Here is a 23,505-nt window from a genome sequence, read left to right on the forward strand (position 1 = left end):
AGCGCATTACGGGAGAAAGACATGCTCGTGACGGCGGGGAGGCCATGTGGTAGGTGCCCGCCAGCCTCCGAGGCGCATCCAAGGACACAATCTTGACCCATTCCGACAAGCCGACACCCCTGAAGTCGAGCCCAGGCGGTCCCCTGACCGGAAAAGTACGGGTACCCGGGGACAAGTCGATCTCCCACCGTGCCCTCATCCTGGGCGCGCTGGCCGTCGGAGAGACCCGCATTACGGGCCTGCTCGAGGGCGAGGACGTCCTCAACACCGCCAAGTCCATGCAGGCCCTCGGCGCGAAGGTCGAGCGCACCGGCGATTTCGCCTGGAAAGTGAATGGCGTGGGTGTCGGCGGCTTTGCCCAGCCCAAGGCGGTGCTGGATTTCGGCAACTCCGGCACCGGTTGCCGGCTGGTCATGGGCGCCGTTGCCGGCTGCCCGATCTCGGCTGACTTCGACGGCGATGCCTCGCTGCGCAGCCGGCCGATGCGCCGGATCCTCGATCCGCTCGAAAAGATGGGCGCCAAAATCGTCTCTGGCGGCGAGGGCGGCCGCCTGCCCCTGACCATTCAGGGTGCGCGCGATCCGCTGCCGATCACCTACAAGACCCCGGTCGCCTCCGCTCAGATCAAGTCGGCGGTGCTGCTGGCCGGCCTCGCCGCGCCGGGCACCACCACCGTGATCGAGAGCGAGGCCAGCCGCGACCACACCGAGCTGATGCTGAAGCATTTCGGCGCCGACATCAGCTCGGTCGCCGAGGGAGCTCATGGCCGCCGCATCACGCTGGTCGGCCAGCCCGAGCTGCATGGCGCGACCGTCATCGTGCCCGCCGATCCATCGTCTGCAGCTTTTCCTGTCGTCGCGGCACTGATCGTCGAAGGCTCCGACATCGTTCTGTCCGACGTGATGACCAATCCGCTGCGCACCGGCCTGTTCACGACGCTGCGTGAAATGGGCGCGTCGATCGAGGAAAGCGAAATGCGCGGTGATGCCGGCGAGCCGATGGCACGCCTGCGCGTACGCGCCTCAAAGCTGCGCGGCGTCGAGGTGCCGCCGGAGCGCGCGCCCTCGATGATCGACGAATATCTGGTGCTGGCCGTGGCGGCGTCGTTTGCCGAAGGCACCACCATCATGCGGGGCCTGCAGGAGCTGCGCGTCAAGGAATCCGACCGGCTCGAGGCCACCGCCGCGATGCTCCGCGTCAACGGCGTCAAGGTCGAGGTCTCCGGCGACGACCTGATCGTCGAGGGTCGCGGCCATGTGCCCGGCGGCGGGACTGTCGCCACCCATATGGATCACCGCATCGCGATGTCTGCGCTGGTGATGGGCTGCGCCTCCGACCAGCCGGTGATCGTCGACGACACCGCCTTCATCGCCACCAGTTTCCCTGACTTCATACCGATGATGCGTTCCCTTCGGGCCGAGTTTTCATGATTATCGCCATCGATGGTCCCGCGGCCTCGGGCAAAGGCACGCTCGGCAAGCGCCTCGCCCATCACTATGGTTATCGTCACCTCGATACCGGCGTGATCTACCGCGCGGTGGCCTATGCCCTGATGCAGTCCGGCACCGATCTCCACGACGAGGCCGCGGCGGTGCAGGCCGCCTTGGAACTCGATCCCGAAAAGTTCGGCAATCCCGCCCTGAAGACCCAGGAGGCCGGTGAGGGCGCCTCGATCGTCTCGGCGATCCCCAAAGTCCGTGAGGTCCTGGTCAATTTCCAGCGGCAATTCGCCGCCGACCCGCCCGGGGCCGTGCTGGACGGAAGGGATATTGGAACCGTGATCTGCCCCCATGCCGACGTGAAAATCTTCGTCGTGGCCGACCCCAGGGTCCGCGCTCGCCGGCGCACCATGGAGGCCAGGGCGCGGGGCGAGGAAGCGGACGAGGCGGCCGTGCTCGCCGACATCATCCGCCGCGACGAACGGGACAAGAACCGGCCGATTGCGCCTTTGAAACCGGCCCCGGATGCTTACTTGCTAGATAACTCCCAACTGGATATAGAAGGCGGCGTCCGGGCCGCCATCGACATTATCGAGGCCGTCCGAGCGGGCCGGTCGCGGGGTTAAGCCGCAGCCGTCATTGGAGGAAGTGCCCGCTCCCGCTCTTTGAGGTCGATACTCTCGGTCCCTGTTTGGGGATCGACGCGATCCAGGCTCCGGACACAACGATTTCCACGTATCGAACGCGCGGGCCTCTGCCGGCCCGCTTCCGCTGTTTCGGTTTCAGGCCGGAGCAGCGAGCGGTCGCTCGAAGGTCTTGCGGGCCTTCCGACACTGCGCGCGCGATACGCCCATGAACCCAACGGCCGGCAAGACATCCGCAACTGGAGAACAAATGGCTTCGACTTCCGCTGATACCTATAGCCCGTCGCGTGACGATTTCGCCGCGATGCTCGACGAGTCCTTCGCGGGTGGCAACCTGCAGGAGAGCTCCGTCGTCAAGGGCAAGGTGGTTGCAATTGAAAAGGACATGGCCGTCATCGACGTCGGCCTGAAGACCGAAGGCCGCGTTGCGCTGCGCGAATTTTCCGGCCCCGGCCGTGACAGCGAAATCAAGGTTGGCGACGAGGTGGAAGTGTTCCTCGATCGCATCGAGAACGCCCTCGGCGAGGCCGTGCTGTCGCGCGACAAGGCGCGCCGCGAAGAGAGCTGGGGCAAGCTGGAGAAGGCGTTCCAGAACAACGAGAAGGTCACGGGCGTCATCTTCAATCAGGTCAAGGGCGGCTTCACCGTCGACCTCGACGGTGCCGTTGCCTTCCTGCCGCGTTCGCAGGTCGACATCCGCCCGATCCGCGACGTTGCACCGCTGATGAACAATGCGCAGCCGTTCCAGATCCTCAAGATGGACCGCCGTCGCGGCAACATCGTCGTCTCCCGCCGCACGGTGCTCGAAGAGACCCGCGCCGAGCAGCGTCAGGAGCTGGTGCAGAACCTCGAAGAGGGCCAGGTCATCGACGGCGTGGTCAAGAACATCACCGATTACGGTGCGTTCGTTGATCTCGGCGGCATCGACGGCCTGCTGCACGTCACCGACATCGCGTGGCGCCGCGTCAACCACCCGACCGAGGTGCTCTCGATCGGCCAGACCGTGAAGGTCAAGATCATCAAGATCAACCACGAGACGCACCGCATCTCGCTGGGCATGAAACAGCTGCTGGACGATCCGTGGCAGGGCATCGAAGCCAAGTACCCGCTGGGTGCCCGCTTCACCGGCCGCGTCACCAACATCACCGACTACGGTGCGTTCGTCGAGCTCGAGCCGGGCATCGAAGGCCTGATCCACGTCTCCGAGATGTCGTGGACCAAGAAGAACATGCACCCCGGCAAGATCGTGTCGACCTCGCAGGAAGTCGACGTGCAGGTGCTGGAAGTTGATTCCGTCAAGCGCCGTATCTCGCTCGGCCTCAAGCAGACCATGCGCAACCCGTGGGAGGTCTTCGTCGAAGGTCACCCGACCGGTTCGGTGGTCGAGGGCGAGGTCAAGAACAAGACCGAGTTCGGTCTGTTCCTGGGCCTCGAGGGCGACGTCGACGGCATGGTCCACCTCTCCGACCTCGACTGGAAGCTTCCGGGCGAGCAGGTGATCGACAACTACAAGAAGGGCGACATGGTGAAGGCCGTGGTGCTCGATGTGGACGTCGAGAAGGAGCGCATCTCGCTCGGCATCAAGCAGCTCGAAGGCGACCCCTTCGCCGAGCCGGGCGATGTCAAGAAGGGCGCGGTCGTGACCTGCGAAGTGCTCGAAGTGAAGGAGAGCGGTATCGAGGTGAAGATCGCCGGGACCGACTTCTCGACCTTCATCAAGCGCTCGGAGCTCGCGCGTGACCGCAACGACCAGCGCGCCGAACGCTTCGCGGTCGGCGAGAAGGTCGATGCCCGCGTGATCCAGTTCGACAAGAAGGCCCGCAAGGTCCAGGTGTCGATCAAGGCGCTCGAGGTCGCCGAAGAGAAGGAAGCCATCGCGCAGTACGGCTCCTCGGATTCGGGTGCGACGCTCGGCGACATCCTGGGCACCGCGCTTAAGAACCGCGACAGCAAGTAAGCGAAACGCAAGTTTTCGCTGACATCGAAGCCCCGGCTCTGGCCGGGGCTTTTTTGTCGCTATCGTCGTCCCGGCGAAGGCGGGACCCATACCGCGGAATCTATCGATCGCGATCTGTCGGAGTACCGAACCAAGAATCTTCGTCAAACCACGCCCTGTGGTTATGGGTCCCGACCTTCGCCGGGACGACAGCGAATGTTCGATGAAGTTCTCGGCTCGCACCAAGAGGCCTTGTTTTCTTCAAATTGCGCCGCAATTGATGTATCCAGGCGAGCTGAGGGTCACAATGTGACCGCACAACGCCAGCGGCCTTTCATTTGGAGATATCTCGATGTCGCTCGATTCGGACATCATCGTCGATCGCCGCAGGATCCGCCGCAAGCTGACGTTCTGGCGCGTGATGGCCGCGCTGATCGCGATCGCCGCGATCGCGGGCTTTGCGCTGATCGCAACGCCCGGCGCGCGCGGCAGCTTCGTCTCCGCCGGCTCCATCGCGCGTGTGCAGATCGAGGGCCTGATCCGCAGCGATGCCGAGCGCACGCGGGCGCTGGAGCGGCTGGAGAATTCGCAGGCCGCCGCCGTGATCGTTCATGTCAACTCGCCCGGCGGCACCACTGCCGGCTCCGAGCAGCTCTATGATTCCTTGATGCGCCTGAAGGCGAAGAAGCCGCTGGTCGTGGTGGTCGAGGGCCTTGCGGCATCCGGCGGCTACATCACCGCCATCGCCAGCGACCACATCATCGCCCAGCAGAGCTCGCTGGTCGGCTCGATCGGCGTGCTGTTCCAGTTCCCCAACGTCGCCGAACTCCTGAAGACCATCGGCGTCAAGGTCGAGGAGGTAAAATCCACGCCGCTCAAGGCCGCGCCCAACGGCTTTGAGCCGACCAGCCCGGAAGCGCGCGCCGCACTGGATGCGCTGGTGAAGGATTCCTACGCCTGGTTCAAGGATCTGGTGAAGCAGCGCCGTGGCATGGATGACACGCAGCTCGAAAAAGTCGTCGATGGCCGTGTCTTCACCGGCCGCCAGGCCATCGATCTCAAGCTGATTGATCAGCTCGGCGACGAGAAGACCGCGGTCACCTGGCTGGAGGAACAGAAAGGCGTCAAGAAGGGTCTTTCCGTGCGCGATTACAAGCTCGAGCCGCGCTTTGGTGACCTGACCCTCTTCAAGACGGCGGCCTCAGTGACCCTGGAAGCGCTTGGATTCAGCGCGATTGCGCATCAAATCGAGCAAACTGGCCTCGTGCAGGCGGTTGATCGTGCCGGGCTGGATGGAATGCTGGCGCTGTGGCAGCCGGCCGCGTCGAATTGAGCTGAAACTGACGGAACCGCGCGAGCTCCAGACCCTTTTCCCGTCTGGCGGGTGGCTTTGCAGCCCGCTTTTTCGGCAAATGTCACGCACTTTCACGACGCCTACCCTTCATTTAGCGTCTTGACAGATCAAGGCATTTTCACGGAAATGGTCATCCGCACGCTTCCGGGTCCTATCTCTCGATGATCAAATCCGAACTTGTTCAGCGTATCGCCGAGCACAACCCGCATCTGTACCAGCGGGATGTCGAGAACATTGTGAATGCGATTCTCGAAGAGATCGTAGCGGCACTCGCGCGCGGTGACCGCGTCGAGCTGCGCGGCTTCGGCGCTTTCTCGGTCAAGCATCGCCCCGCCCGCGCCGGCCGCAATCCGCGCACCGGCGCCCATGTCCCCGTCGATCAGAAGAGCGTTCCGTTCTTCAAGACCGGCAAGGAAATGCGCGAGCGGCTTAACCGCGACCATCCGGATCCGGGCGCGCCCGATTAGGTCTGTCGTCCGGGGTTGGCCGAACCGCCGTTTGCTGCGGCGGCAGGTGATTCAAGGCGAGCGACACGCGATGCGAAAGTTTCTGACCTGGCTGTTCGTGACTCCGCTGGTCCTGATCCTGGTGACCTTTGCGGCCGCCAACCGGCACGAGGTCACCGTCTCCTTCGATCCCTTCATGGCGAAGGATCCGGCGCTGTCGCGCGACATTCCGTTGTTCCTGCTGCTGGTCCTGACGGCTGCCTTGGGCGTCGTGGTCGGCGGCTGCGCCGTCTGGTTCGGCCAGCGGCACTGGCGCCGCGCCGCACGCCGGCATGAGGCGGATGCCCGGGCCGCGCGGGGCGAATTGGCCGGGCTGCGGGCTCAGGCGGCCGCAGCCAAGCCCGAGGCCCAGCGCCTCCCGGTGCCCTCAGGAGTGGGCCTTTACGGGCCTATCGGGCGAGACAAGCAGCGCGCGACGTTGTAGAAGCGGCCCGAACTGAAAAGCCCGTTTCCCGGCCGCCGCTTGCGGCCTCCATCTGCTTTGAGACCATGTCCCTGCTCGTCAAGATCTGCGGCCTGTCCACGCGTGAGACGCTTCAAACGGCGCTCGACGCGGGCGCCGACATGGTGGGGTTTGTGTTCTTTCCGCCCTCGCCGCGGCACGTCTCGCTGGAGACGGGACGCGATCTCGGCCGGCAGGTGAAAAAGCGGGCGCTGAAAGTGGCGCTCACGGTCGATGCCGACGATGCCACGCTCGACAACATCATGGACGCGCTGTCGCCTGACATCTTCCAGCTCCACGGCCAGGAGAGCGTGGCGCGCTTGCGTGACATCAAGCAGAGGTTCGACCGCCCGGTGATGAAGGCGGTGCCGGTCGCGGCCGCGGCCGATCTCGCGGTGCTGCCAGGTTACGCCGCAATCGCCGACCGCATCCTGTTCGACGCGCGTGCGCCGAAGGACGCCACAAGGCCTGGCGGCCTGGGGGAGCCGTTCGACTGGCACCTGCTCGAAAATCTCGATCTCAAGCTGCCCTATATGGTCTCGGGCGGGCTTCACGCCGGCAATGTTGTCGAAGCCCTGCGCGTCACCGGCGCCGGCGGGGTCGACGTGTCCTCCGGCGTCGAGAGCGCTCCAGGCGTGAAAGATCCTGAAATGATCAAGGCCTTCATTCGCGCCGCGCGCGCCACTCAAGAGTTGAGCGTTCGATGACCATCGCCAAACCAAATTCCTATCGCAGCGGGCCCGACGAGCGCGGCCATTTCGGCATTTTCGGCGGACGCTTCGTCGCCGAAACCCTGATGCCGCTGATCCTCGATCTGGAGAAGGCCTACGCCGCAGCCAAGGCCGATCCGGCCTTCCAGGCCGAGATGAACGGCTATCTCAAGAACTATGTCGGCCGGCCCTCGCCGTTGTATTTCGCCGAGCGTCTCACCGAACATCTCGGCGGCGCCAAGATCTACCTCAAGCGCGAAGAGCTCAACCACACCGGCTCGCACAAGGTGAACAACGTGCTAGGCCAGATCATGCTGGCGCGGCGCATGGGCAAGAAACGCATCATCGCCGAGACCGGTGCCGGACAGCACGGTGTCGCCACCGCGACGCTGTGCGCGCGCTTTGGCCTCGAATGCGTGGTCTATATGGGCGCCGTCGACGTCGAACGGCAGCAGCCCAACGTGATCCGCATGGAGATGCTGGGCGCAAAGGTGTTCCCGGTGCAGTCGGGCACGCGCACGCTGAAGGACGCCATGAACGAGGCGCTGCGCGATTGGGTCACCAACGTGCACAACACGTTCTATTGCATCGGCACGGTGGCGGGCCCGCATCCCTATCCGATGCTGGTGCGCGACTTCCAGTCGATCATCGGTGTCGAGACCAGGACGCAGATGCAGGAGGTCGAGGGACGCCTGCCGGATTCGCTGGTCGCCTGCATCGGCGGCGGCTCCAATGCGATGGGCCTGTTCCATCCGTTCCTCGACGATCCCAGCGTCGAGATCTTCGGCGTCGAAGCCGCAGGCCACGGCCTCACGCAGCTGCATGCGGCCTCGATCGCGGGCGGCCGCCCTGGCGTGCTCCATGGCAACCGCACTTATCTCTTGATGGATGCCGACGGCCAGATCCAGGACGCGCATTCGATCTCGGCCGGCCTCGACTATCCTGGCATCGGCCCCGAGCATTCCTGGCTGCACGAGGTCGGCCGCGTCAATTATCTCTCCGCGACCGATGACGAAGCGCTTGCCGCGTTCCAGCTGCTCTCCAAGCTCGAAGGCATCATTCCCGCGCTCGAGCCCGCCCACGCCATCGCCAAGGTGATGGAGCTCGCGCCGAAGCGGCCGAAAGACCACCTGATGGTCGTCAATCTCTCCGGCCGTGGCGACAAGGACGTCCCGCAGGTCGGCGACATCCTGAAGGGCAAGAGCAAGTGAAGCGAGTGTCGCACTCTCCTCACCTCTCCCCGTCGGGGAGAGGTCGGCTGCGTAGCAGCCGGGTGAGGGGTCTCTCCGCTCACTCGAACCTTAGTGATGTCCGGATCAGCTCGAGCACGCCTTCGAGATTTTCGTACACATCGGTGTTCGAGACGCGCAGGACGAAGAAGCCGCAGGCTTCGAGCACCTTGGTTCTGGCATCATCACGCTCGATCTCGGCCGGGCTGGAATGCGTGACGCCATCAACTTCAACGATGAGCTTTCCGTCCAGCGTGACGAAGTCGACGACGTATCGATCAACAGGATGCTGGCGGCGAAACTTCCAGCGGGCGAGCTGCCGGTTGCGCAGCGCCTGCCAAAGCCTTGCTTCGGCGCTCGTCTGCGACTCGCGGAGCCTTCGTGCTCTCGACTTGAACCTCTCCATCCCCCTCACCCGGCTGCTTCGCAGCCGACCTCTCCCCGGAGGGGAGAGGTATAGCACAGCGGCCGCCGAATCATGACCACGCGTATCGACACCCGTTTTGCCGAGCTGAAAAGCCAAGGCCGCTCGGCCTTTGTCACCTATGTGATGGCCGGCGATCCCGACCCCACGACGTCGCTCGAGATCGTCAAGGCGCTGCCCAAGGCCGGCGCCGAAATCATCGAGCTCGGCATTCCCTTCACCGATCCGATGGCGGATGGTCCCTCGATCCAGGCGGCAGGTCTGCGCGCGCTCAAGGTCGGCATGACCTTGAAGAAGACGCTGGAGCTGGTCCGCGACTTCCGCAAGGGCGACAATGTCACGCCGCTGGTGCTGATGGGCTATTACAATCCGATCTACATTTACGGCGTCGACAGGTTCTTGGCCGATGCCAAGGCGTCAGGCGTCGACGGCCTCATCATCGTCGATCTGCCGCCGGAGGAAGACGACGAGCTCTGCATTCCCGCGCTGAAGGCGGGCCTGAACTTCATTCGCCTGGCGACCCCGACCACCGACGACAAGCGCCTGCCCGCGGTGCTCGCGAACACGTCAGGCTTTGTCTATTACGTCTCGATCGCCGGCATCACCGGTGCAGCGGCGGCGGATGCGAATGTCGTCGGAGACGCCGTCGCGCGCATCAAGCGGCATACCGGCTTGCCGATCTGCGTCGGCTTTGGCATCCGGACGCCGGAGGCCGCGCGCGCCATCGCCGAGAAGGCCGATGGTTCGGTGGTCGGCACCGCCTTGGTCGATGCGCTCAGGAACAGCCTCGATGCGGAAGGCCGGGCGACCGCCAAAACCGTTAACGCCGTGGCCGAGCTGACGGCGGCCCTGGCCCAGGGCGTCAAGGGCGCCAACAAGCGGCCGAATAGGCCATAATTCCGCTTTTGCGGTGGATGACACGGCGGCTTGCCGGGCAACGGCCCGGCCGCCATATATCCTTTCAGGCGATTCCCAGCGGAATCGCACATCGGAGCAAACCATGAACTGGCTTACCAATGTGGTCCGGCCGAAGATCCGCAACATGCTGCGGCGGGAGACGCCGGAGAATTTGTGGATCAAGTGCCCGGATTCCGGACAGCTCGTGTTCTACAAGGACGTCGAGGCCAACCAGTTCGTCATCCCCGGCTCGAACTACCACATGCGCATGGGCGCGGCGGCGCGGCTGAAGTCGATCTTCGACAACGAGACCTGGTTCGACGTCGCCCTGCCCGAGGTGACGGCCGATCCGCTCAAGTTCCGCGACGAGAAGAAGTATGTCGACCGCATCAAGGATGCGCGTGCGCGCACCAATCTGAACGATGCGATCAAGGTCGGCTACGGCAAGCTCGAAGGCGCCGGCGTCGTCGTCGCCGTGCAGGATTTCGATTTCATGGGCGGCTCGCTCGGCATGGCCGCGGGCGAAGCCATCGTCCGCGGGCTCGAGCTTGCGGTCGAGAAGAAGTCGCCCTTCATCGTCTTCGCCGCATCCGGCGGCGCGCGCATGCAGGAAGGCATCTTGTCGTTGATGCAGATGCCGCGCACCACCGTCGCGGTGCAGATGCTGCGCGAAGCCAAGCTGCCCTACATCGTGGTGCTGACCAATCCGACCACCGGCGGGGTCACTGCGTCCTACGCGATGCTCGGCGACGTCCAGATCGCCGAGCCCGGTGCGCTGATCGGCTTTGCCGGCGCGCGCGTGATCGAGCAGACCATTCGCGAAAAGCTGCCGGAAGGTTTCCAGCGCGCCGAATATCTGAAAGAGCACGGCATGGTCGACATGGTCGTGCATCGCCATGAGCTGCGTCCAACCCTGGCGCGGCTGTGCCGCCTGCTGACCAAGGCGCCCGCGCAGGAGAACGTGTCCAAGCCGACGCAGCCCGTCGCTAGCCCGGCGCAGATCGTATCGGCTGCTGAGACGGCGCCGGCTGCGCCCCACGCGTGAACGCGTCCCCTGACAGCGCAAAGGCGTCGCTCGATGCATTAATCGGGCGGCTGTCGGCCCTGCATCAGAAGCGCATCGATCTCGGGCTCGAGCGGATGCACCGTCTGCTCGAGCGGCTCGATCATCCCGAACGCAAGCTGCCGCCGGTGATCCATGTCGCCGGCACCAACGGCAAAGGCTCGACGGTGGCCTACCTGCGCGCGACGCTGGAGGCAGCCAGCCTGCGCGTCCACGCCTACACCTCGCCCTATCTCGTCCGCATCAACGAATGTTTCCGCCTTGGCCGCCTCGGCGGTGGCGTGCTCGTCACCGACGACGAATTGCTTGCTGCGCTGGAACAGGTCGAGCGCGTCAATGCCGGCGAGCCCGCGACACTCTTCGAGCTGAAGACCGCGGCGGCATTCCTGCTGTTCGCGCAAAATCCTGCCGATGCGGTGCTGCTCGAAGTCGGCCTGGGCGGCCGGCTCGATTCGACCAACGTGGTCGATACGCCCGCTGCCTGCGTGATCACGCCTGTCAGCATGGACCACATGGATTTCCTAGGGTCGACCCTGGCGTCGATCGCCGCCGAGAAGGCCGCCATCATCAAGCGCGGCGTGCCGGTGGTTTGCGCCGAGCAGACGGGCGAAGCGATGGCTGTGATCGAGGCGCAGGCCAGGCAGATGCGCGCGCCGCTGTTTGCCGCGAACGAAAGCTGGCACGTCAATGTCGAGCATGGGCGCCTGGTCTATTCCGACGACCGCGGCCTGATGGATCTCGCCGCGCCGCGCTTGTTCGGCCGTCATCAGTTTGACAATGCCGGCCTTGCCATTGCGACGCTGCGCGCGATTCCGACCTTCAAGGTCAACCAGGCGGCATTCGAGGCCGGCATCGTCGCTGCCGAGTGGCCGGCGCGAATGCAGCGGCTCACCTCGGGCGAGCTGCTCGCTCTCGGGCCGCAAGGCAGCGAGATCTGGCTCGACGGCGGCCACAATGCCGACGGCGGCCGCGTCGCCGCCGCCGCGCTCGGCGATCTCGAAGAACGCGTGTCACGGCCGCTCGTCGTCATCGCGGGCATGATGGCCAACAAGGATGCGAAGGCGTTTCTGGCCAATTTCGCCGGGCTCACCCGTCACATCATCGCGGTGCCGATCCCTGATACCGAGAATGCGATGCCGGTCGACCATCTCGCGGACGCCGTCCGCAGCCTCGGCATGCGCGTCGAGATCGCCCCCGGCGTCGAGGCCGCGCTGCGTTCCCTGGCGAAGCTCGCCTACGAGGTGCCGCCGCGCATCCTGATCACGGGCTCGCTCTATCTCGCCGGCCACGTGCTCGGCCTCAACGGCACGCCTCCTGCATGAGAGCCGCGTAGCCCGGATGGAGCGAAGCGCAATCCGGGACATTTCGCCAAGCAGTTAGAGTCCCGGATTGCGCTGCGCTTCATCCGGGCTATGGTGACCCACAATGCGTTTTGCCGCGATTGCCGACATCCACGGAAACTATCTCGCGCTGGAGGCGGTGCTCTCCGACATTCGCGCACTTGGAATTACCGACATCGTCAATCTCGGGGACATGCTGAGCGGCCCGCTCGATGCTGTCAGGACCATCGAGATCCTGATGGCGATCGATGCCGTGCATGTGGTCGGCAATCATGACCGCTATCTGCTCGACCGGCCGCCGGAGAAGATGGGCTCGTGGGATCGCCCTGTGCATGCGCAGCTCAATGCCGCCCAGCTCGACTGGCTGCGCGCGCAACCGATGACGCGCGTGTTTCGGGATCAGGTTTTCCTCTGCCACGCAACGCCCGAGAATGATGAAATCTATTGGCTCGACACCGTGCACCCCAATGGCACCGTCGCGCTGTCGCCGCTCGATCGCATCGAGCAGTTCGCGCAAGGCATCACGCAATCGCTCATCCTCTGCGCCCACACCCATCTCGCCCGCGCCGTGCGGCTTCGCGATACCAGGCTGATCGTCAATCCCGGCAGCGTCGGCAGCCCCGGCTATCGCGACGTACATCCGTTCCCGCATGTCGTCGAAGCCGGCACCCCGCACGCGCGCTATGCAATTCTCGAACTCATTGATGGTGCCTGGCAGGTGACGTTCCGCCAGATCGCTTACGACCATGAAGCGATGGCCGCGCTCGCCCGCCGCAACAATCAGCCCGAGCTGGCGAACGCGCTGGCGACGGGGTGGATCAAATAGACGCTACGATCAAACTCACTTCAGCAGCTTCATCGGATCGGCCGCCTTCTGCTTCAACTGCTCGAAGGTACACTGCCGGGGCGCCTTGTCGGGGCGCCAGCGCAGGATCGAGGTGCCGTGGCGAAAGCGCTCGCCGCTGAAATGGTCGTAGCAGATCTCGATCACCAGCTTCGGCTTGAGCGGGCACCATTTGGCCGAGCGCTCGCTCGACCATCGGCTTGGCCCGCCAGGTGCGTTGCCGGTGAAGCCGGGCTCGCCGATCAGCGCTTCCAGCCGGTCGGTCAGGGCAGGCTTCTCATCAGCCTTGATCGCTGAGGTGAAGCCGACATGGTGCAGCAGGCCCTTGTCGTCGTAGAGCCCGAGCAGCAGCGAGCCCACGACCTTGCGGCCCGCGATCTTGTTGGTCGCATAGCGGAAGCCTCCGACCACGCAATCGGCGCTACGAAACTTCTTGATCTTCTGCATGCCCTCGCGATTTCCGGCCTGGTAGGGCAGGTCGATGCGCTTGGCGATCACGCCATCCGAACCGCCGCCGGATTGCGCCAGCCATTTTTGGGCCGTCGCGTAGCTCATCGTGAAAGGAGAGAGGCGGAAGAACCGCCTTTCAGGTTGGTCTTCGCAAACGCCTCCAGCGCCGGCCGGCGCTCGGTGAGCGGCGCATCGGCAAGCTCCCTCCTGTTCGCCGTCGCCAACAGGTCGAACACGAGATACAGCGCCGGTGTTTCCTCCGACAGTTTCTTCACCCGGCTTGCGGCAGGATGAATCCGCTGCAGCAGCGCGTCGAAGGAAAAGCCTTTGCCTTGCGGCACGACGATCTCGCCGTCGAGCGTAAACTGATCCGCTTTCAGCTTCAGCGCGGCGGCGACGATCTCGGGAAAATAGCGCGCGAGGTCCTCGCCGGATTTCGAGCGCAGATCAACGTTGCTGCCGTCGCGCGACAGCAGACAGCGGAAGCCATCCCATTTCGGCTCGTACTGCCACTCCCCGCCGCGCGGGATGGCATCGACCGAACGCGCCTCCATGGCGGTCAGCCGGGCGGGCTTTCGGCGGCTTGCGCGGCGAGGAGAGGGCACGGCGAACGCTCTTTGACTGAGGACATGCGCTTCAACGCCGGGCCTGTAGATTTGCTCCTCCCGGGCGCCTTGACAGGATAATATGTGCGCTTATTATAAGCGCGCATATCAAAGGGAGGTCACGTCGTGAGCAACGAAAATACCTGGCAGACGGAATACGCCATCGAGACCACGGCATCTCCGGAGGTGATCTGGGGCATCTTTCGCGATGTCCCCGCCTGGAAGAACTGGAACGCGGGCATCGAGCAGATCGCCATCGACGGGCCGTTTGCATCAGGCACTTGGTTCACCATGAAGCCGCCCGGCGAGGAGGCGCTGCGCTCGCAACTGGTCGAAGTGCGCGAAAATGTCTGCTTCGTCGATGAAACGCGGGTCGGCGACCTCGCCATCCTTGTCGCCCATCGCATCGAATCGCTTGGACCCGGACGGACGCGCATCGTTTACGCGGTCGACGCCCGCGGGCCGCAGGCTGCCGAAATCGGCCCGGCTGTTTCCGCCGATTTCCCGGAGGTGCTGGCGAGCCTTGCCAAGCTGGCCGAAGGGACACGATGACCAAGCCGCCGCTTCCGACCCGCCTGTCCGGCCCCGCCGAAAGCCCGGGCTTCCTGCTCTGGAAGATCTCGAACGCCTGGCAACGCCGGTTGCGGGCGGCGCTTCAGCCCTACGGGCTCACGCATTCCCAATTCGTGCTGCTGGCGACGGCAACCTGGTTCGGCGCCGAGGAAACGCTGACCCAGGCGCGGCTTTCTCAGCTCTGTGGCGTCGATCCGATGACCACGTCTCAAGTGTTGCGCGCGCTGGAAGCAGCCGGGTTGATCGAGCGGATCGATCATCCTCAGGACCCGCGCGCCAAGGCGATCACCGTCACCAGAGCGGGGCGTGATCTCGCCCGGAAAGCCGTCGTGGCCGTCGAGGACGCCGACGCCGCGTTCTTCAAGCCGCTCGCGTCCGACACCAAGCGGCTGGTTGCGATGTTTCAGGCGCTCGTCGAAGGCAATGAGCGCGTTGATGAGTAGCCCGGATGGAGCGCAGCGCAATCCGGGGCCGTCGTCGCCCCTGGCACGATTCCCGGATTACGCGGAGCCTGTCATCGGACGGCGCGTCGCGCCGATCCGGTGGCTCCATCCGGGCTACGAGCAAAATAAAACGGCCGGCTGTTCGCCGGCCGTTGCAGAACTCTTAGACGACGTGGATCAGACCGCGGAGGTGATCCACTGCTGCAGCTTCGCCTTCGGCGCGGCGCCAACCTGGCGCGACGCCATCTCGCCGCCCTTGAAGATCATCAGGGTCGGGATCGACATCACGCCATATTTCGACGCGGTCTTCGGGCTCTCGTCGACATTGAGCTTCACGATCTTGACCTTGTCGCCCATCGCGCCGGCGATCTCGTCGAGGGCGGGGGCGATCATGCGGCAAGGGCCGCACCACTCGGCCCAGAAATCGACGACGACGGGGCCGTTCGCCTTGAGCACTTCGGCTTCGAAATCGGTGTCAGAAACCTTGCCAACGGCCATTGGAGTACCTCACTCGGTTGAAAGAGAATCGGCGCGACCTGGAATCGCGCCGGAGATCATGGTCCCAACCTATGAACGGCCCCTTGCCGGGTCAAGGACGCTCACGCCGAGATGAAGGGATGCCAGCGCCGCGTCCAGCGCGGGGGCTGAAATCTCCATATATTCAAGGGCCTCGGTCCAGAGCAGCACGGCGCGGACGGGCTTCTGGGGATAAAGCCTGGAAAGCACCGCCCGGTAGAGCGCGAGCTGCCTGACATAGGCGGCGGGCGCCTCGGCCGCGCTGCTGGGCGCCGTCTGGTTGGTCTTGAAATCGACGATCAAAACCTCTGATGGCGTCACCACCAGGCGGTCGATCTGCCCCGATACCAGCGCCGGCGGCCGGCCCGGCCGATCGAGCTTGCCGACGATGGCGGCCTCCGCCCGGCTGCCGGCGGCAAAGACCGGCGCAAAGCGCGGCTCGGCGATCAAGGCGAGCACCTTGCCGGCCAGCGCGACGCGATCGGCCTCGGTCCAATCAGCGGCGTTGCGCGCCATGAAAGCGAGCGCGGCCTCGCGCCGGCGCTCGGTGGCGATATCGGGCAGGGATTGCAGCAGCCGGTGCACCAGCGTGCCGCGCTGCAATGCCAGAGCGCGCGATTGCACGGATTCGCCTGATCGCACGCGGCGGCCTTCCTCGGCCTGCTGGCCGGAGGGGCGCAATGGATCGTCCTCGATCATCTCGCGCGGCGCCGGCGTCCGCAGCCAGTCCGGCAGCGTGATCGTCTGATCGACTGAGTTCGCCGGCGTGCCCAGCGGCGCCACATCCTCTGGGCGGGCGAAGCGGGTCACCTTGCCGAGCGGCGTCTCGATCGTCTGCTTGTCCAGGCCCGAGCCTGACAGACCGGTGTCGATCAGATCGTACCAGCTCAGCTTGCGGACGGTCCTCATGTTGCCGGGCATGCAGCCGCCAACAATCAGGCGGTCGGCCGCGCGCGTCATCGCGACATAGAGCAGGCGGCGATATTCGTCCTCGGTCTCCTCCAGCATCGCCTTGCGCGCCTCGGCGACAGGTCTTGGATCGTCCGCCTTGCGCCCAGCCCAGACCACGACCTCGCCGCCATTGCCGCGCGGCACGTTGATGAGCCGCACCCGCTGCGAGTCCGCAGGTGACGACGTGGTGTCGACCATGAACACGACCGAGGCCTCGAGGCCCTTGGCGCCGTGCACCGTCATCACCCGGACTTCGTCGCGGGTGATTTCCATGTCGCGCTTCACTTCGGTGTCGGCCGAGCGCAGCCAGGCCATAAAACCCTGCAGCGAGGCAGGTGCCTTGCGCTCGTAATTCAGCGCCAGCTCCAGAAACTCGTCGAGCGCGTCGTTGGCTTCGTGACCGAGCCGGCGCAGGATCCGCGCGCGGCCGCCGTCGCCGCCGAGCAGCCAGGCATAGAAGGCAAACGGCGTTTCCTCGCGGGCCCGGATCTCGCAGGCTTCCAGGCGCCGCAACACGGTCGCAAATTTCCCGTTTCCAGCCGCATGCTCGCCGAGGGCGCGGCGCAGCGATCCCTTGCGGTCATGGGCGAGCTGAAACAGATCGTCGTCATCGAGACCGAACAGCGGGCTCTTGAGCGCCACCGCCAGCGCAAGGTCGTCCTGCGGCAGCAGCAGCGCGTCCGCAAGGTTCATCAGATCGATGATGGCGATGTGCTCGGTCAGCTTGAGCCGGTCGGCGCCGGCGACGGGGACGCCGGCGTGCTTCAGCGCCTGGATCACCGCGTCGAACGCATTGCCGCGCCGGCGCACCAGGATCAGCATGTCGCCATAGCGCAGCGGACGCCGCTCGCTTTCATGGCCCGTCAGCGTGCCGCTCTCGACCAGCCGCTTGATCTCGGCCTGGATGCGCCGGGCGAGCTTGACCTCGGGACTGGTCACCGCGACGCCATCGAACGGCGCGCGCCATCCCTCGATCTCCTGCCGGTCATCGGCTTCGGCCAGATCCCAGAGCTCGATCACGCTCGGGCCGGCATCGGCGAGCGCATTGTGCAGGGGATGGCCGATCTCGACCGAATGGATGCTCTTGTAGATCTGGGGATCGCGGAAGACGTGGTCGACCGAATGCAGGATAGCGGCGCCCGAGCGGAACGAATAGGTGAAAGCCACGGGATCGAATTTCAGCCCGGCCGCGGTGAATTTGCGGTGCAGCTCGCGCCGGCGCGCGTCGAACTCGTGCGGGGCTGCGCCCTGGAACGAGAAGATCGACTGCTTCTCGTCGCCGACGGCGAAGACCGTGCGGTTCAACCCCTCGCGCGCGCCTTCGCCGGCCGTGAATTCCGAGATGATGTGCGCGACGATGTCCCATTGCCGCGGGCTGGTATCCTGCGCCTCGTCGATCAGCACATGGTCGACGCCGCGGTCGAGCTTGTAATGCACCCAGCCCGAGGAGATGCGGTCGAGCATCGCCAGCGTCTTGTCGATGAGGTCGTCATAGTCGAGCAGGCCACGTTCCTGCTTCTCGCGGCGGTAGTTCGCGGCGGCTGCGGTTGCGATATGCAGCAGAGCCGCGGTGCGGTCGCGCATGGTGATCGCGCGGCGCTTCTCGATCAATCCGTTCAGGCGGACTGCTTCATTCTCGAACAGCCGCGCGACGGATGGATTGTGCTCGCCAAACTTCTTGGTCAGGACCGCCTTGCGCGGGAGTTTTTCGTCGGTGAGGAAGGCACAGAGATAGGCGTCGACCTGCGCCGCGCCTGAAAACGCCTTGGCCTCGCGGAGCCGGCTTGCCTGGTCGTTGTCCGATTTGCTGCCGTCCTCCAGCGCAAACGCAATGTCGTCCCAACGGGAGCGCGGCAGGTATGGTCCGTCGAGAATCTCATTCTCGACATCCTCGATGCGATCGCTCGCATCCACGCCCAATACGGCCGTCATCTGCGCAGCGGCGGCTTCCGCGTTGCCGGCCCCATCGGTCCAGGCCATGAAATGGTCGCGGCTCAGGCACGCCTCGCGGACGACCTCTTTGAAGGTGACGTCGGCGGCGCTCGCCATCGCGGTCAGCAGCGCGCGGCCGGTGACGCTGTCAGGATCGCGCGCGGCCTCCAGGAGCACCTTCAGATTGGCGCGCTCCATCATGTCGTTCTGGTCGCGGTCATCCATCACGGCGAATCGCGCCGGCACGTTGGCCTCGAACGGAAATTGCTGGAGCAGGCGAGTGCAGAGCGCGTGGATGGTCTGCACCTTCAATCCGCCCGGCGTCTCCAGCGCGCAGGCAAACAGCTTTCGTGCCTCGCGCCGCAGCTTTGCGCCGGGATGCGGGATGCCGATGGCGCGGATCGCAGCGTCGAGCCCGGCATCGTCGAGCGTCACCCAATGTCCCAGCGTGGTGAACACGCGCTCGGCCATATTGGCGGCGGCGGCCTTGGTGAAGGTGATGCAGAGGATCTTTTCCGGCGGCACGCCCGACAGCAAAAGGCGGATCACGCGCTGCACCAGCACATGGGTCTTGCCCGAGCCGGCATTGGCCGACACGAAAGCCGACGCGGTCGGGTCGGACGCGCGTTGCTGCCGCGCGCGTACCTCGTCGGGAATGGGACGGGGGGCCTTCACCATTCCTCGATCCCCAGACCGCCGGCCGCGGACCATTCCTTGATCCGGGCGAGATTGTCATAGGCGCCGTAGCGGTTGGTCCACATCGGCAGGTTCAGCGAGGTGTAAGGCTGGCTCTCGTCGTCGAAGGCGCGGATCAGCGCTTCCAGCTTGGCGCGCGCTTCCGCGGCCGCGGTGTCCGGCGGCTGCGCCTCGTCGCCCGGCTTGTATTTGAGCTCGAGGATGCGCTCCTCGCCCGGCGGGTTGTTGCCGCTGAGGCGGACATAGACGAGCTGGCTCACCGATGCGCCGGCGTCGATGTCGGGGAAACCGCCCTCGCGCAGGATGGCGGCTTCCAGGGTCAGCTGTGGCGACAGGCCCATGCGGACCTGCTTGCCGGTCGGTGGCTGACCGGTCTTGTAATCGAGGATGGCGTAGCTACCGCCCCGGCGCCGCTCGATGCGGTCGGCGCGGGCGGAGAGAATGAAGCTGCGCTGATGATCGAGCCGGATCGAGATCTCGCCGCGGGTTTCCGCGGTGAGCGTCTCGATCGCATCGCGCCGCGCCGTCTCCCATTCGCCGAACCATTGCGCGATGCGCTGGAAGCGCGGCCACCACAGCGCGCGCGCCTCGGGCCGCTCCATCAGCAGGGCGAAATGCTTCTCACCGATCGCGCGCAACACGCGGGCGGGATCGTCGGGCAGATGCCTGGCGTAAGTCTCGGTGAACTCGCCGATTGCATCGTGAATGGCCGAGCCGCGATCAGCTGCCGACAGCGGCATGTCGACGGGATCGAGCGTGTCGAGCTTCAGGATGTATTTGGCGTAGATCGTGTAGGGATCGCGCAGCCAGTCCTCGATCGCGGTGACCGACATCTTCAGCGGCCGCGTCGCGCGCGGCGGCCGCGGCTCGGGCTGCTTGACCGGCCTGACCTCGGCGGGCTGGTCAAGCGCGCCCGCGAACTGCACGTATTTTTCGCCGGCGCGAACCGCCGCCTTCCAGAGCTCGTCGCCCGCGACCGCCTCCAGCCGGTGCAGGAAGCGCGAGGCGACCGCCGGCGCGCCGCCGGCTTTGGCGGAATGGGTGAGGATTACCTCGTCGCCGCCGAGCAGCTGCGCGAAGTCATGCGCGGAGAGGCCGATACGCCGCTCCGGCAGATCGAGACCGAGCTCGTGCCGCATCGGCCGGCTCAGCCAGGGATCGATCCGCGGCGCCGGCGGCCAGACGCCTTCGATCAAGCCGCCGATGATGATGCGGTCGGCCTGCATCAGGCGCGATTCCAGCGGGCCGTAGATCTGCAGGCGCGCGCCGGGCTTGTCGCGCCGTCGCACCGCGCGATCGCTGAACGCGGTCTGGAACACATCGGCATAATCAGGCAGCGTCACCATCAATCCGCTGGTGGTGCCGCCGCGCAGGAGATCGTCGAATGCACTGGCGAGCGCAAGGCCCTCGCGCTCCTCGAACGCGAGCGGAACGCCTTGTTCGTCGCGCGACAGCTCGATCAGGATCTCGCGATGGCGATGCGCCAGCTCGGCGAAGTCGAACGGCTTTGATGATGCGAGGCTCTCGATCGGCGCCAACGCTTGTCGGAGCGTGTCGATCAGCGCCTGGATGCGATCGAGATCTTCCGCCTTGAGACGCGCGCGCGGCTCGGAGGCGTGCAGCGCGGAGACGTCATGGCGCCAGAGCTTTGCCAGCTCCTCGCGAAAGCGGTTGAACTCGCGCAGCAGGCCACCCGTGCCCGCCGGCGGGCGCGTGCCGCGCAAAACTGCAAGCTCCAGCCCCTCGATCGCCGCCTTCCAAGCGCCGGTTGCGCGGCCGAGCCGGCACAGCGGGTGTTTCAGCATCGCCAGCAGCGTCGACGGCTCCAATCCCCTCGTCGCGGCCTCCGCCACAAGGCGCGCGAAGACGCCGGCTGCGGTCTCCATCAGCACGTCGCCGCCGGAATCATCGAAGGCGAGATCCCAACGCGTCAGCGCCGCCATCACCCGCCGCGCCAGCGCGCGATCCGGCGTCACCAGTGCCGCCGATTTGCCAAGATGGCGCGCCTCGCGCATCGCAATCGCAATGGCAAGCGCTTCCATCTCCGGATTGGGCGCCGCGACGACGGCGAGGTTCTTCATGCCGCCAGCGATCTTCGCGGCGACGTCAGGCTGCTTCAGCCGATCATGCCAGACCTCCGTCTTGGCAGATGGCCGCATCGATTCCGATGCGAGCAAGTCACGGCCGCTTTTCGCCGGCGGCTGCAGGATCTCGACATCGCTGCGCTTGATGCCGAAGCGCTGGAGCAGCGCATGCATCGCATATTGCGGATGGTTCGAGGTGGGAGTCTCGGTGATGCCCAGCAGGTCCCTGCTGCCGCCGATGCTGCGCCAGGCTTCCTCATCGAGATCGGTGTCGAGCCCCGGCAGCACGACGGCGCCATGGGGCAGCGAAGCGACCGCATGGAGGAATTTCGCGGTGGCCGGCATCGAGCCGGTCGAGCCTGCTGCGATCACGGGACCACGGGGATGCGCGGTCAGCCGCTTGGCTTCGGCCGCGATCAAGAGATCGCGCCGCGCGGCGGGCTCGATGCGGTTGATCTCGGCGAGATGTTGCGGCCAGGCGATGCGTGCGATGCGCAGGAAATCGAGCGAATGCTGCCAGTAGCGATCGAGCATGTCAGGCACGAGCCCGTCGAGCGTACTCCAGTCGACGCCGCGCGTCACCATGTCGTCGATCAGCCGCGCGAGGTCGCCGGCCAGCGCCAGCGTCGAGGCTGGGCCGCCGACCACCAGCGGTGCCAGCACCGGGCCCCTGGCCCAGGCGGCGACCAGCTGCGCCAGGGTCAGCCGCCGCTCGAGCTCGCCGAGCCGCGGCGGAATCCCGAGCGGCGTCGTGCCGGAAAACTGTTCGGCTTCGTCAGCGAAAGCGAGCTCGTCCTCGTCGATGTCGCCGAGCGCGACGATCCGCGGCAGCACCACGGCGTCGGCCTTCATCTCGTCGAGAAAGATCTCGCGGACCACGCGCATGGCGCGCCGCGTCGGCAGGTAGAGCGTGGCGTCCGCCAGCCGCGCCGGTTCCTGGCGCGCCTCGAATCCCTCGACCAGCCGGCCGTCGAGCAGGGCAGAGACGATGGTGCGCAGGAACGGAACTGAGAGGGGAACGCTGAAAACGCGCATGAGCTGCCTGATTCGAACGATCAGGCAATATAGAGAGGCGGACTCGAATGGTCATGGGTGGGGACGAAATCGTCCCCGCTGTTCGTGCACCAGGAACAGGTCTCGTAGGGTGGGCAAAGCGGAGCGTGCCCACGTATTCTCGCAATCGAGAGAGATGGTGGGCATGGCGCAAGGGCGCCTTTGCCCACCCTACCGCACCGTGCCTGGAGTGGCCCCTACGCCACGCTCTCCAGAAACGCCTCTTCCGCGGCGTGCACCGCATCGGGCGTGCCGACATGCATCCAGACGCCGTCGAGGCGCAGGCCGAACAGGCGCTCCTGCTCATTGGCGCGGTCGAACATCTTTGTCAGCGAGAACTCGCCCTGCGGCGCGCCTTCGAAGATCTTCGGCGACAGGATCGCCGCGCCCGCATAGACGAACGGGACGATCTCTTTTTCCTTGCGCTTGCGTAAGGCGCCGTCGGGCAGCATGCCGTAATCGCCGCGGCCGCTATAGCCGATGCTGGTTGCGGTCGGCGCCATCAGCAGCAGGATGTCCATGCTTGCCGGGTCGAAGTTTTCCGCGAGCCGCGTCAAATTGGAGCGCACGCCGTCGATCCACAGCGTGTCGGAATTGACGTGGAAGAACGGCGCATCGCCGAGCAACGGCAGCGCCTTGACCACGCCGCCGCCGGTGCCGAGCACCTGGTCGCGCTCGTCCGAGATGGTCACGCGCGGATGCTGGCGCGCTCTGGTATGCTCGATGATCTGGTCGGGCAGATAGTGCACGTTGACGACGGCGTCGGTGACGCCGGCCTGGGCAAGCTTGTCGAGCACGTGGTCGAGCAGCGGCTGGCCGGCCACCGGCACCATCGGCTTTGGCATCGTGTCCGTCAGTGGACGCATGCGCAGGCCGAACCCCGCGGCGAGCACCATGGCTTTGGTCGGTTTGACGGACATGCCTGACTTTCTCGAACCTCAAATTCGCGTTTGCAGCAAACCTAGCACGGACCTGACACGGCCGCACCGCATCTCAACGGCCTTAGCCGGCCGCCGTGACGGTTGTGCGACGTGTGTTGCCGTCACGTCCCGACGGCTGTGGAACGCGCCTTTTTCCTCTTGTCGCCGACTTTCAGGAAATTGACGCCGATCTGGTCGCCATTCACCCAGGCCAGTTCGCAGCGCCGGTACGCAAGTCCGGTCGACGACAGCAGCAGAAAGAATTCCTTCAGATGCAGGCCTTCGACCGAGCCGTCGATGGTCAGCTTGGCGCCGCTGTCGGAGACGTCCTCCACGGTGCATTCACGCCGCCAGGTGCCGTCAATGCCCATCATCTGGGCCGAAATCCCGCGTTCGAAAACAACCCTGTTGTTCCCGCGATGATCCGCCTTGACCGCCATCTGCCTCAAGCTCC

General features: G+C 65.4%; 20 protein-coding genes and 1 pseudogene. 14 read left to right on the forward strand and 7 right to left on the reverse strand.

From position 1 onward, the window contains the following. Positions 1-92: 92 nt before the first annotated feature. From aroA to trpB, 8 genes are all read left to right on the forward strand, one after another. Positions 93-1,430 (forward strand): 3-phosphoshikimate 1-carboxyvinyltransferase, encoded by a 1,338-nt coding sequence (gene aroA, locus XH80_RS21550; RefSeq protein WP_271600299.1) that lies wholly within the window; start codon positions 93-95, stop codon positions 1,428-1,430. Then, positions 1,427-2,065, forward strand: coding sequence for a (d)CMP kinase (cmk, locus tag XH80_RS21555; RefSeq protein ID WP_271600300.1), 639 nt, complete (start codon positions 1,427-1,429; stop codon positions 2,063-2,065). Before aroA ends, cmk begins: the two co-directional genes overlap by 4 nt. A gap of 268 nt (positions 2,066-2,333) precedes the next feature. Beyond that, a complete protein-coding gene (gene rpsA / locus XH80_RS21560) occupies positions 2,334-4,040 on the forward strand; it encodes a 30S ribosomal protein S1 (RefSeq protein WP_057752276.1) in 1,707 nt (568 codons plus the stop codon). Positions 4,041-4,371: 331 nt separating this feature from the next. Next, positions 4,372-5,352 carry a signal peptide peptidase SppA gene (sppA, locus tag XH80_RS21565; RefSeq protein WP_271600301.1) on the forward strand — a complete coding sequence of 327 codons (981 nt, stop codon included), beginning with the start codon at positions 4,372-4,374 and terminating at the stop codon, positions 5,350-5,352. 182 nt (positions 5,353-5,534) lie between these two features. Continuing rightward, positions 5,535-5,840, forward strand: a complete 306-nt coding sequence (locus XH80_RS21570) for an integration host factor subunit beta (RefSeq protein WP_007598410.1) — start codon at positions 5,535-5,537, stop codon at positions 5,838-5,840. 70 nt (positions 5,841-5,910) lie between these two features. After that, positions 5,911-6,303 carry a lipopolysaccharide assembly protein LapA domain-containing protein gene (locus XH80_RS21575; protein ID WP_271600302.1) on the forward strand — a complete coding sequence of 131 codons (393 nt, stop codon included), beginning with the start codon at positions 5,911-5,913 and terminating at the stop codon, positions 6,301-6,303. A gap of 65 nt (positions 6,304-6,368) precedes the next feature. After that, the gene (locus tag XH80_RS21580) at positions 6,369-7,028 is read left to right on the forward strand and encodes a phosphoribosylanthranilate isomerase (protein ID WP_271600303.1); all 660 of its coding nucleotides are present in this window, start codon (positions 6,369-6,371) and stop codon (positions 7,026-7,028) included. Then, a complete protein-coding gene (gene trpB / locus XH80_RS21585; protein ID WP_271600304.1) occupies positions 7,025-8,242 on the forward strand; it encodes a tryptophan synthase subunit beta in 1,218 nt (405 codons plus the stop codon). Before XH80_RS21580 ends, trpB begins: the two co-directional genes overlap by 4 nt. Positions 8,243-8,321: 79 nt before the next feature. Here the strand turns inward: trpB and XH80_RS21590 are convergent, their stop codons facing one another. Then, on the reverse strand, positions 8,322-8,666 hold the full coding sequence (locus XH80_RS21590) for an endonuclease domain-containing protein (protein ID WP_271600305.1): 345 nt from the start codon (positions 8,664-8,666) through the stop codon (positions 8,322-8,324). Between the two features lie 72 nt (positions 8,667-8,738). Here XH80_RS21590 and trpA point away from each other — a divergent pair, with 72 nt between their 5' ends. From trpA to XH80_RS21610, 4 genes are all read left to right on the forward strand, one after another. Further along, positions 8,739-9,581 carry a tryptophan synthase subunit alpha gene (trpA, locus tag XH80_RS21595; protein ID WP_271600306.1) on the forward strand — a complete coding sequence of 281 codons (843 nt, stop codon included), beginning with the start codon at positions 8,739-8,741 and terminating at the stop codon, positions 9,579-9,581. Positions 9,582-9,684: 103 nt separating this feature from the next. Continuing rightward, the gene (accD, locus tag XH80_RS21600; RefSeq protein WP_271600307.1) at positions 9,685-10,626 is read left to right on the forward strand and encodes an acetyl-CoA carboxylase, carboxyltransferase subunit beta; all 942 of its coding nucleotides are present in this window, start codon (positions 9,685-9,687) and stop codon (positions 10,624-10,626) included. Further along, the gene (locus XH80_RS21605; protein WP_271600308.1) at positions 10,623-11,966 is read left to right on the forward strand and encodes a bifunctional folylpolyglutamate synthase/dihydrofolate synthase; all 1,344 of its coding nucleotides are present in this window, start codon (positions 10,623-10,625) and stop codon (positions 11,964-11,966) included. The genes accD and XH80_RS21605 overlap by 4 nt, the downstream gene beginning before the upstream one ends. 103 nt (positions 11,967-12,069) lie before the next feature. Continuing rightward, complete coding sequence (locus XH80_RS21610; protein ID WP_271600309.1) at positions 12,070-12,810, forward strand: metallophosphoesterase family protein; 741 nt, start codon at positions 12,070-12,072, stop codon at positions 12,808-12,810. Positions 12,811-12,825: 15 nt separating this feature from the next. Here XH80_RS21610 and XH80_RS21615 read toward each other — a convergent pair. Beyond that, a pseudogene (locus XH80_RS21615) lies at positions 12,826-13,832 on the reverse strand (ATP-dependent DNA ligase). 177 nt (positions 13,833-14,009) lie between these two features. Between XH80_RS21615 and XH80_RS21620 the strand changes: the two are divergent. Both XH80_RS21620 and XH80_RS21625 read left to right on the forward strand, forming a co-directional pair. After that, entirely contained in the window at positions 14,010-14,435 is a 426-nt protein-coding gene (locus XH80_RS21620) for an SRPBCC family protein (RefSeq protein ID WP_271600310.1), read from the forward strand. After that, complete coding sequence (locus XH80_RS21625) at positions 14,432-14,899, forward strand: MarR family winged helix-turn-helix transcriptional regulator (RefSeq protein ID WP_271600311.1); 468 nt, start codon at positions 14,432-14,434, stop codon at positions 14,897-14,899. Before XH80_RS21620 ends, XH80_RS21625 begins: the two co-directional genes overlap by 4 nt. 177 nt (positions 14,900-15,076) lie before the next feature. On the opposite strand, the gene trxA is transcribed toward XH80_RS21625, so the two are convergent. The 5 genes from trxA to XH80_RS21650 all read right to left on the reverse strand — a co-directional run bounded on the left by trxA (position 15,077) and on the right by XH80_RS21650 (position 23,491). Beyond that, positions 15,077-15,397, reverse strand: coding sequence for a thioredoxin (gene trxA, locus XH80_RS21630; protein WP_007598398.1), 321 nt, complete (start codon positions 15,395-15,397; stop codon positions 15,077-15,079). Positions 15,398-15,466: 69 nt separating this feature from the next. Further along, on the reverse strand, positions 15,467-18,976 hold the full coding sequence (addA, locus tag XH80_RS21635) for a double-strand break repair helicase AddA (RefSeq protein ID WP_271600312.1): 3,510 nt from the start codon (positions 18,974-18,976) through the stop codon (positions 15,467-15,469). Next, positions 18,970-22,113: a double-strand break repair protein AddB gene (addB, locus tag XH80_RS21640; RefSeq protein ID WP_271600313.1), complete on the reverse strand. Its 3,144-nt coding sequence runs from the start codon at positions 22,111-22,113 to the stop codon at positions 18,970-18,972. Before addB ends, addA begins: the two co-directional genes overlap by 7 nt. Positions 22,114-22,328: 215 nt before the next feature. Beyond that, a complete protein-coding gene (locus XH80_RS21645) occupies positions 22,329-23,051 on the reverse strand; it encodes a nucleotidyltransferase family protein (RefSeq protein WP_271600314.1) in 723 nt (240 codons plus the stop codon). Positions 23,052-23,173: 122 nt separating this feature from the next. Continuing rightward, the gene (locus XH80_RS21650) at positions 23,174-23,491 is read right to left on the reverse strand and encodes a PilZ domain-containing protein (RefSeq protein ID WP_271600315.1); all 318 of its coding nucleotides are present in this window, start codon (positions 23,489-23,491) and stop codon (positions 23,174-23,176) included. Positions 23,492-23,505: the final 14 nt, after the last annotated feature.

This window comes from Bradyrhizobium sp. CCBAU 45384, assembly GCF_028128665.1.
GTDB classification, from domain to species: domain Bacteria; phylum Pseudomonadota; class Alphaproteobacteria; order Rhizobiales; family Xanthobacteraceae; genus Bradyrhizobium; species Bradyrhizobium manausense.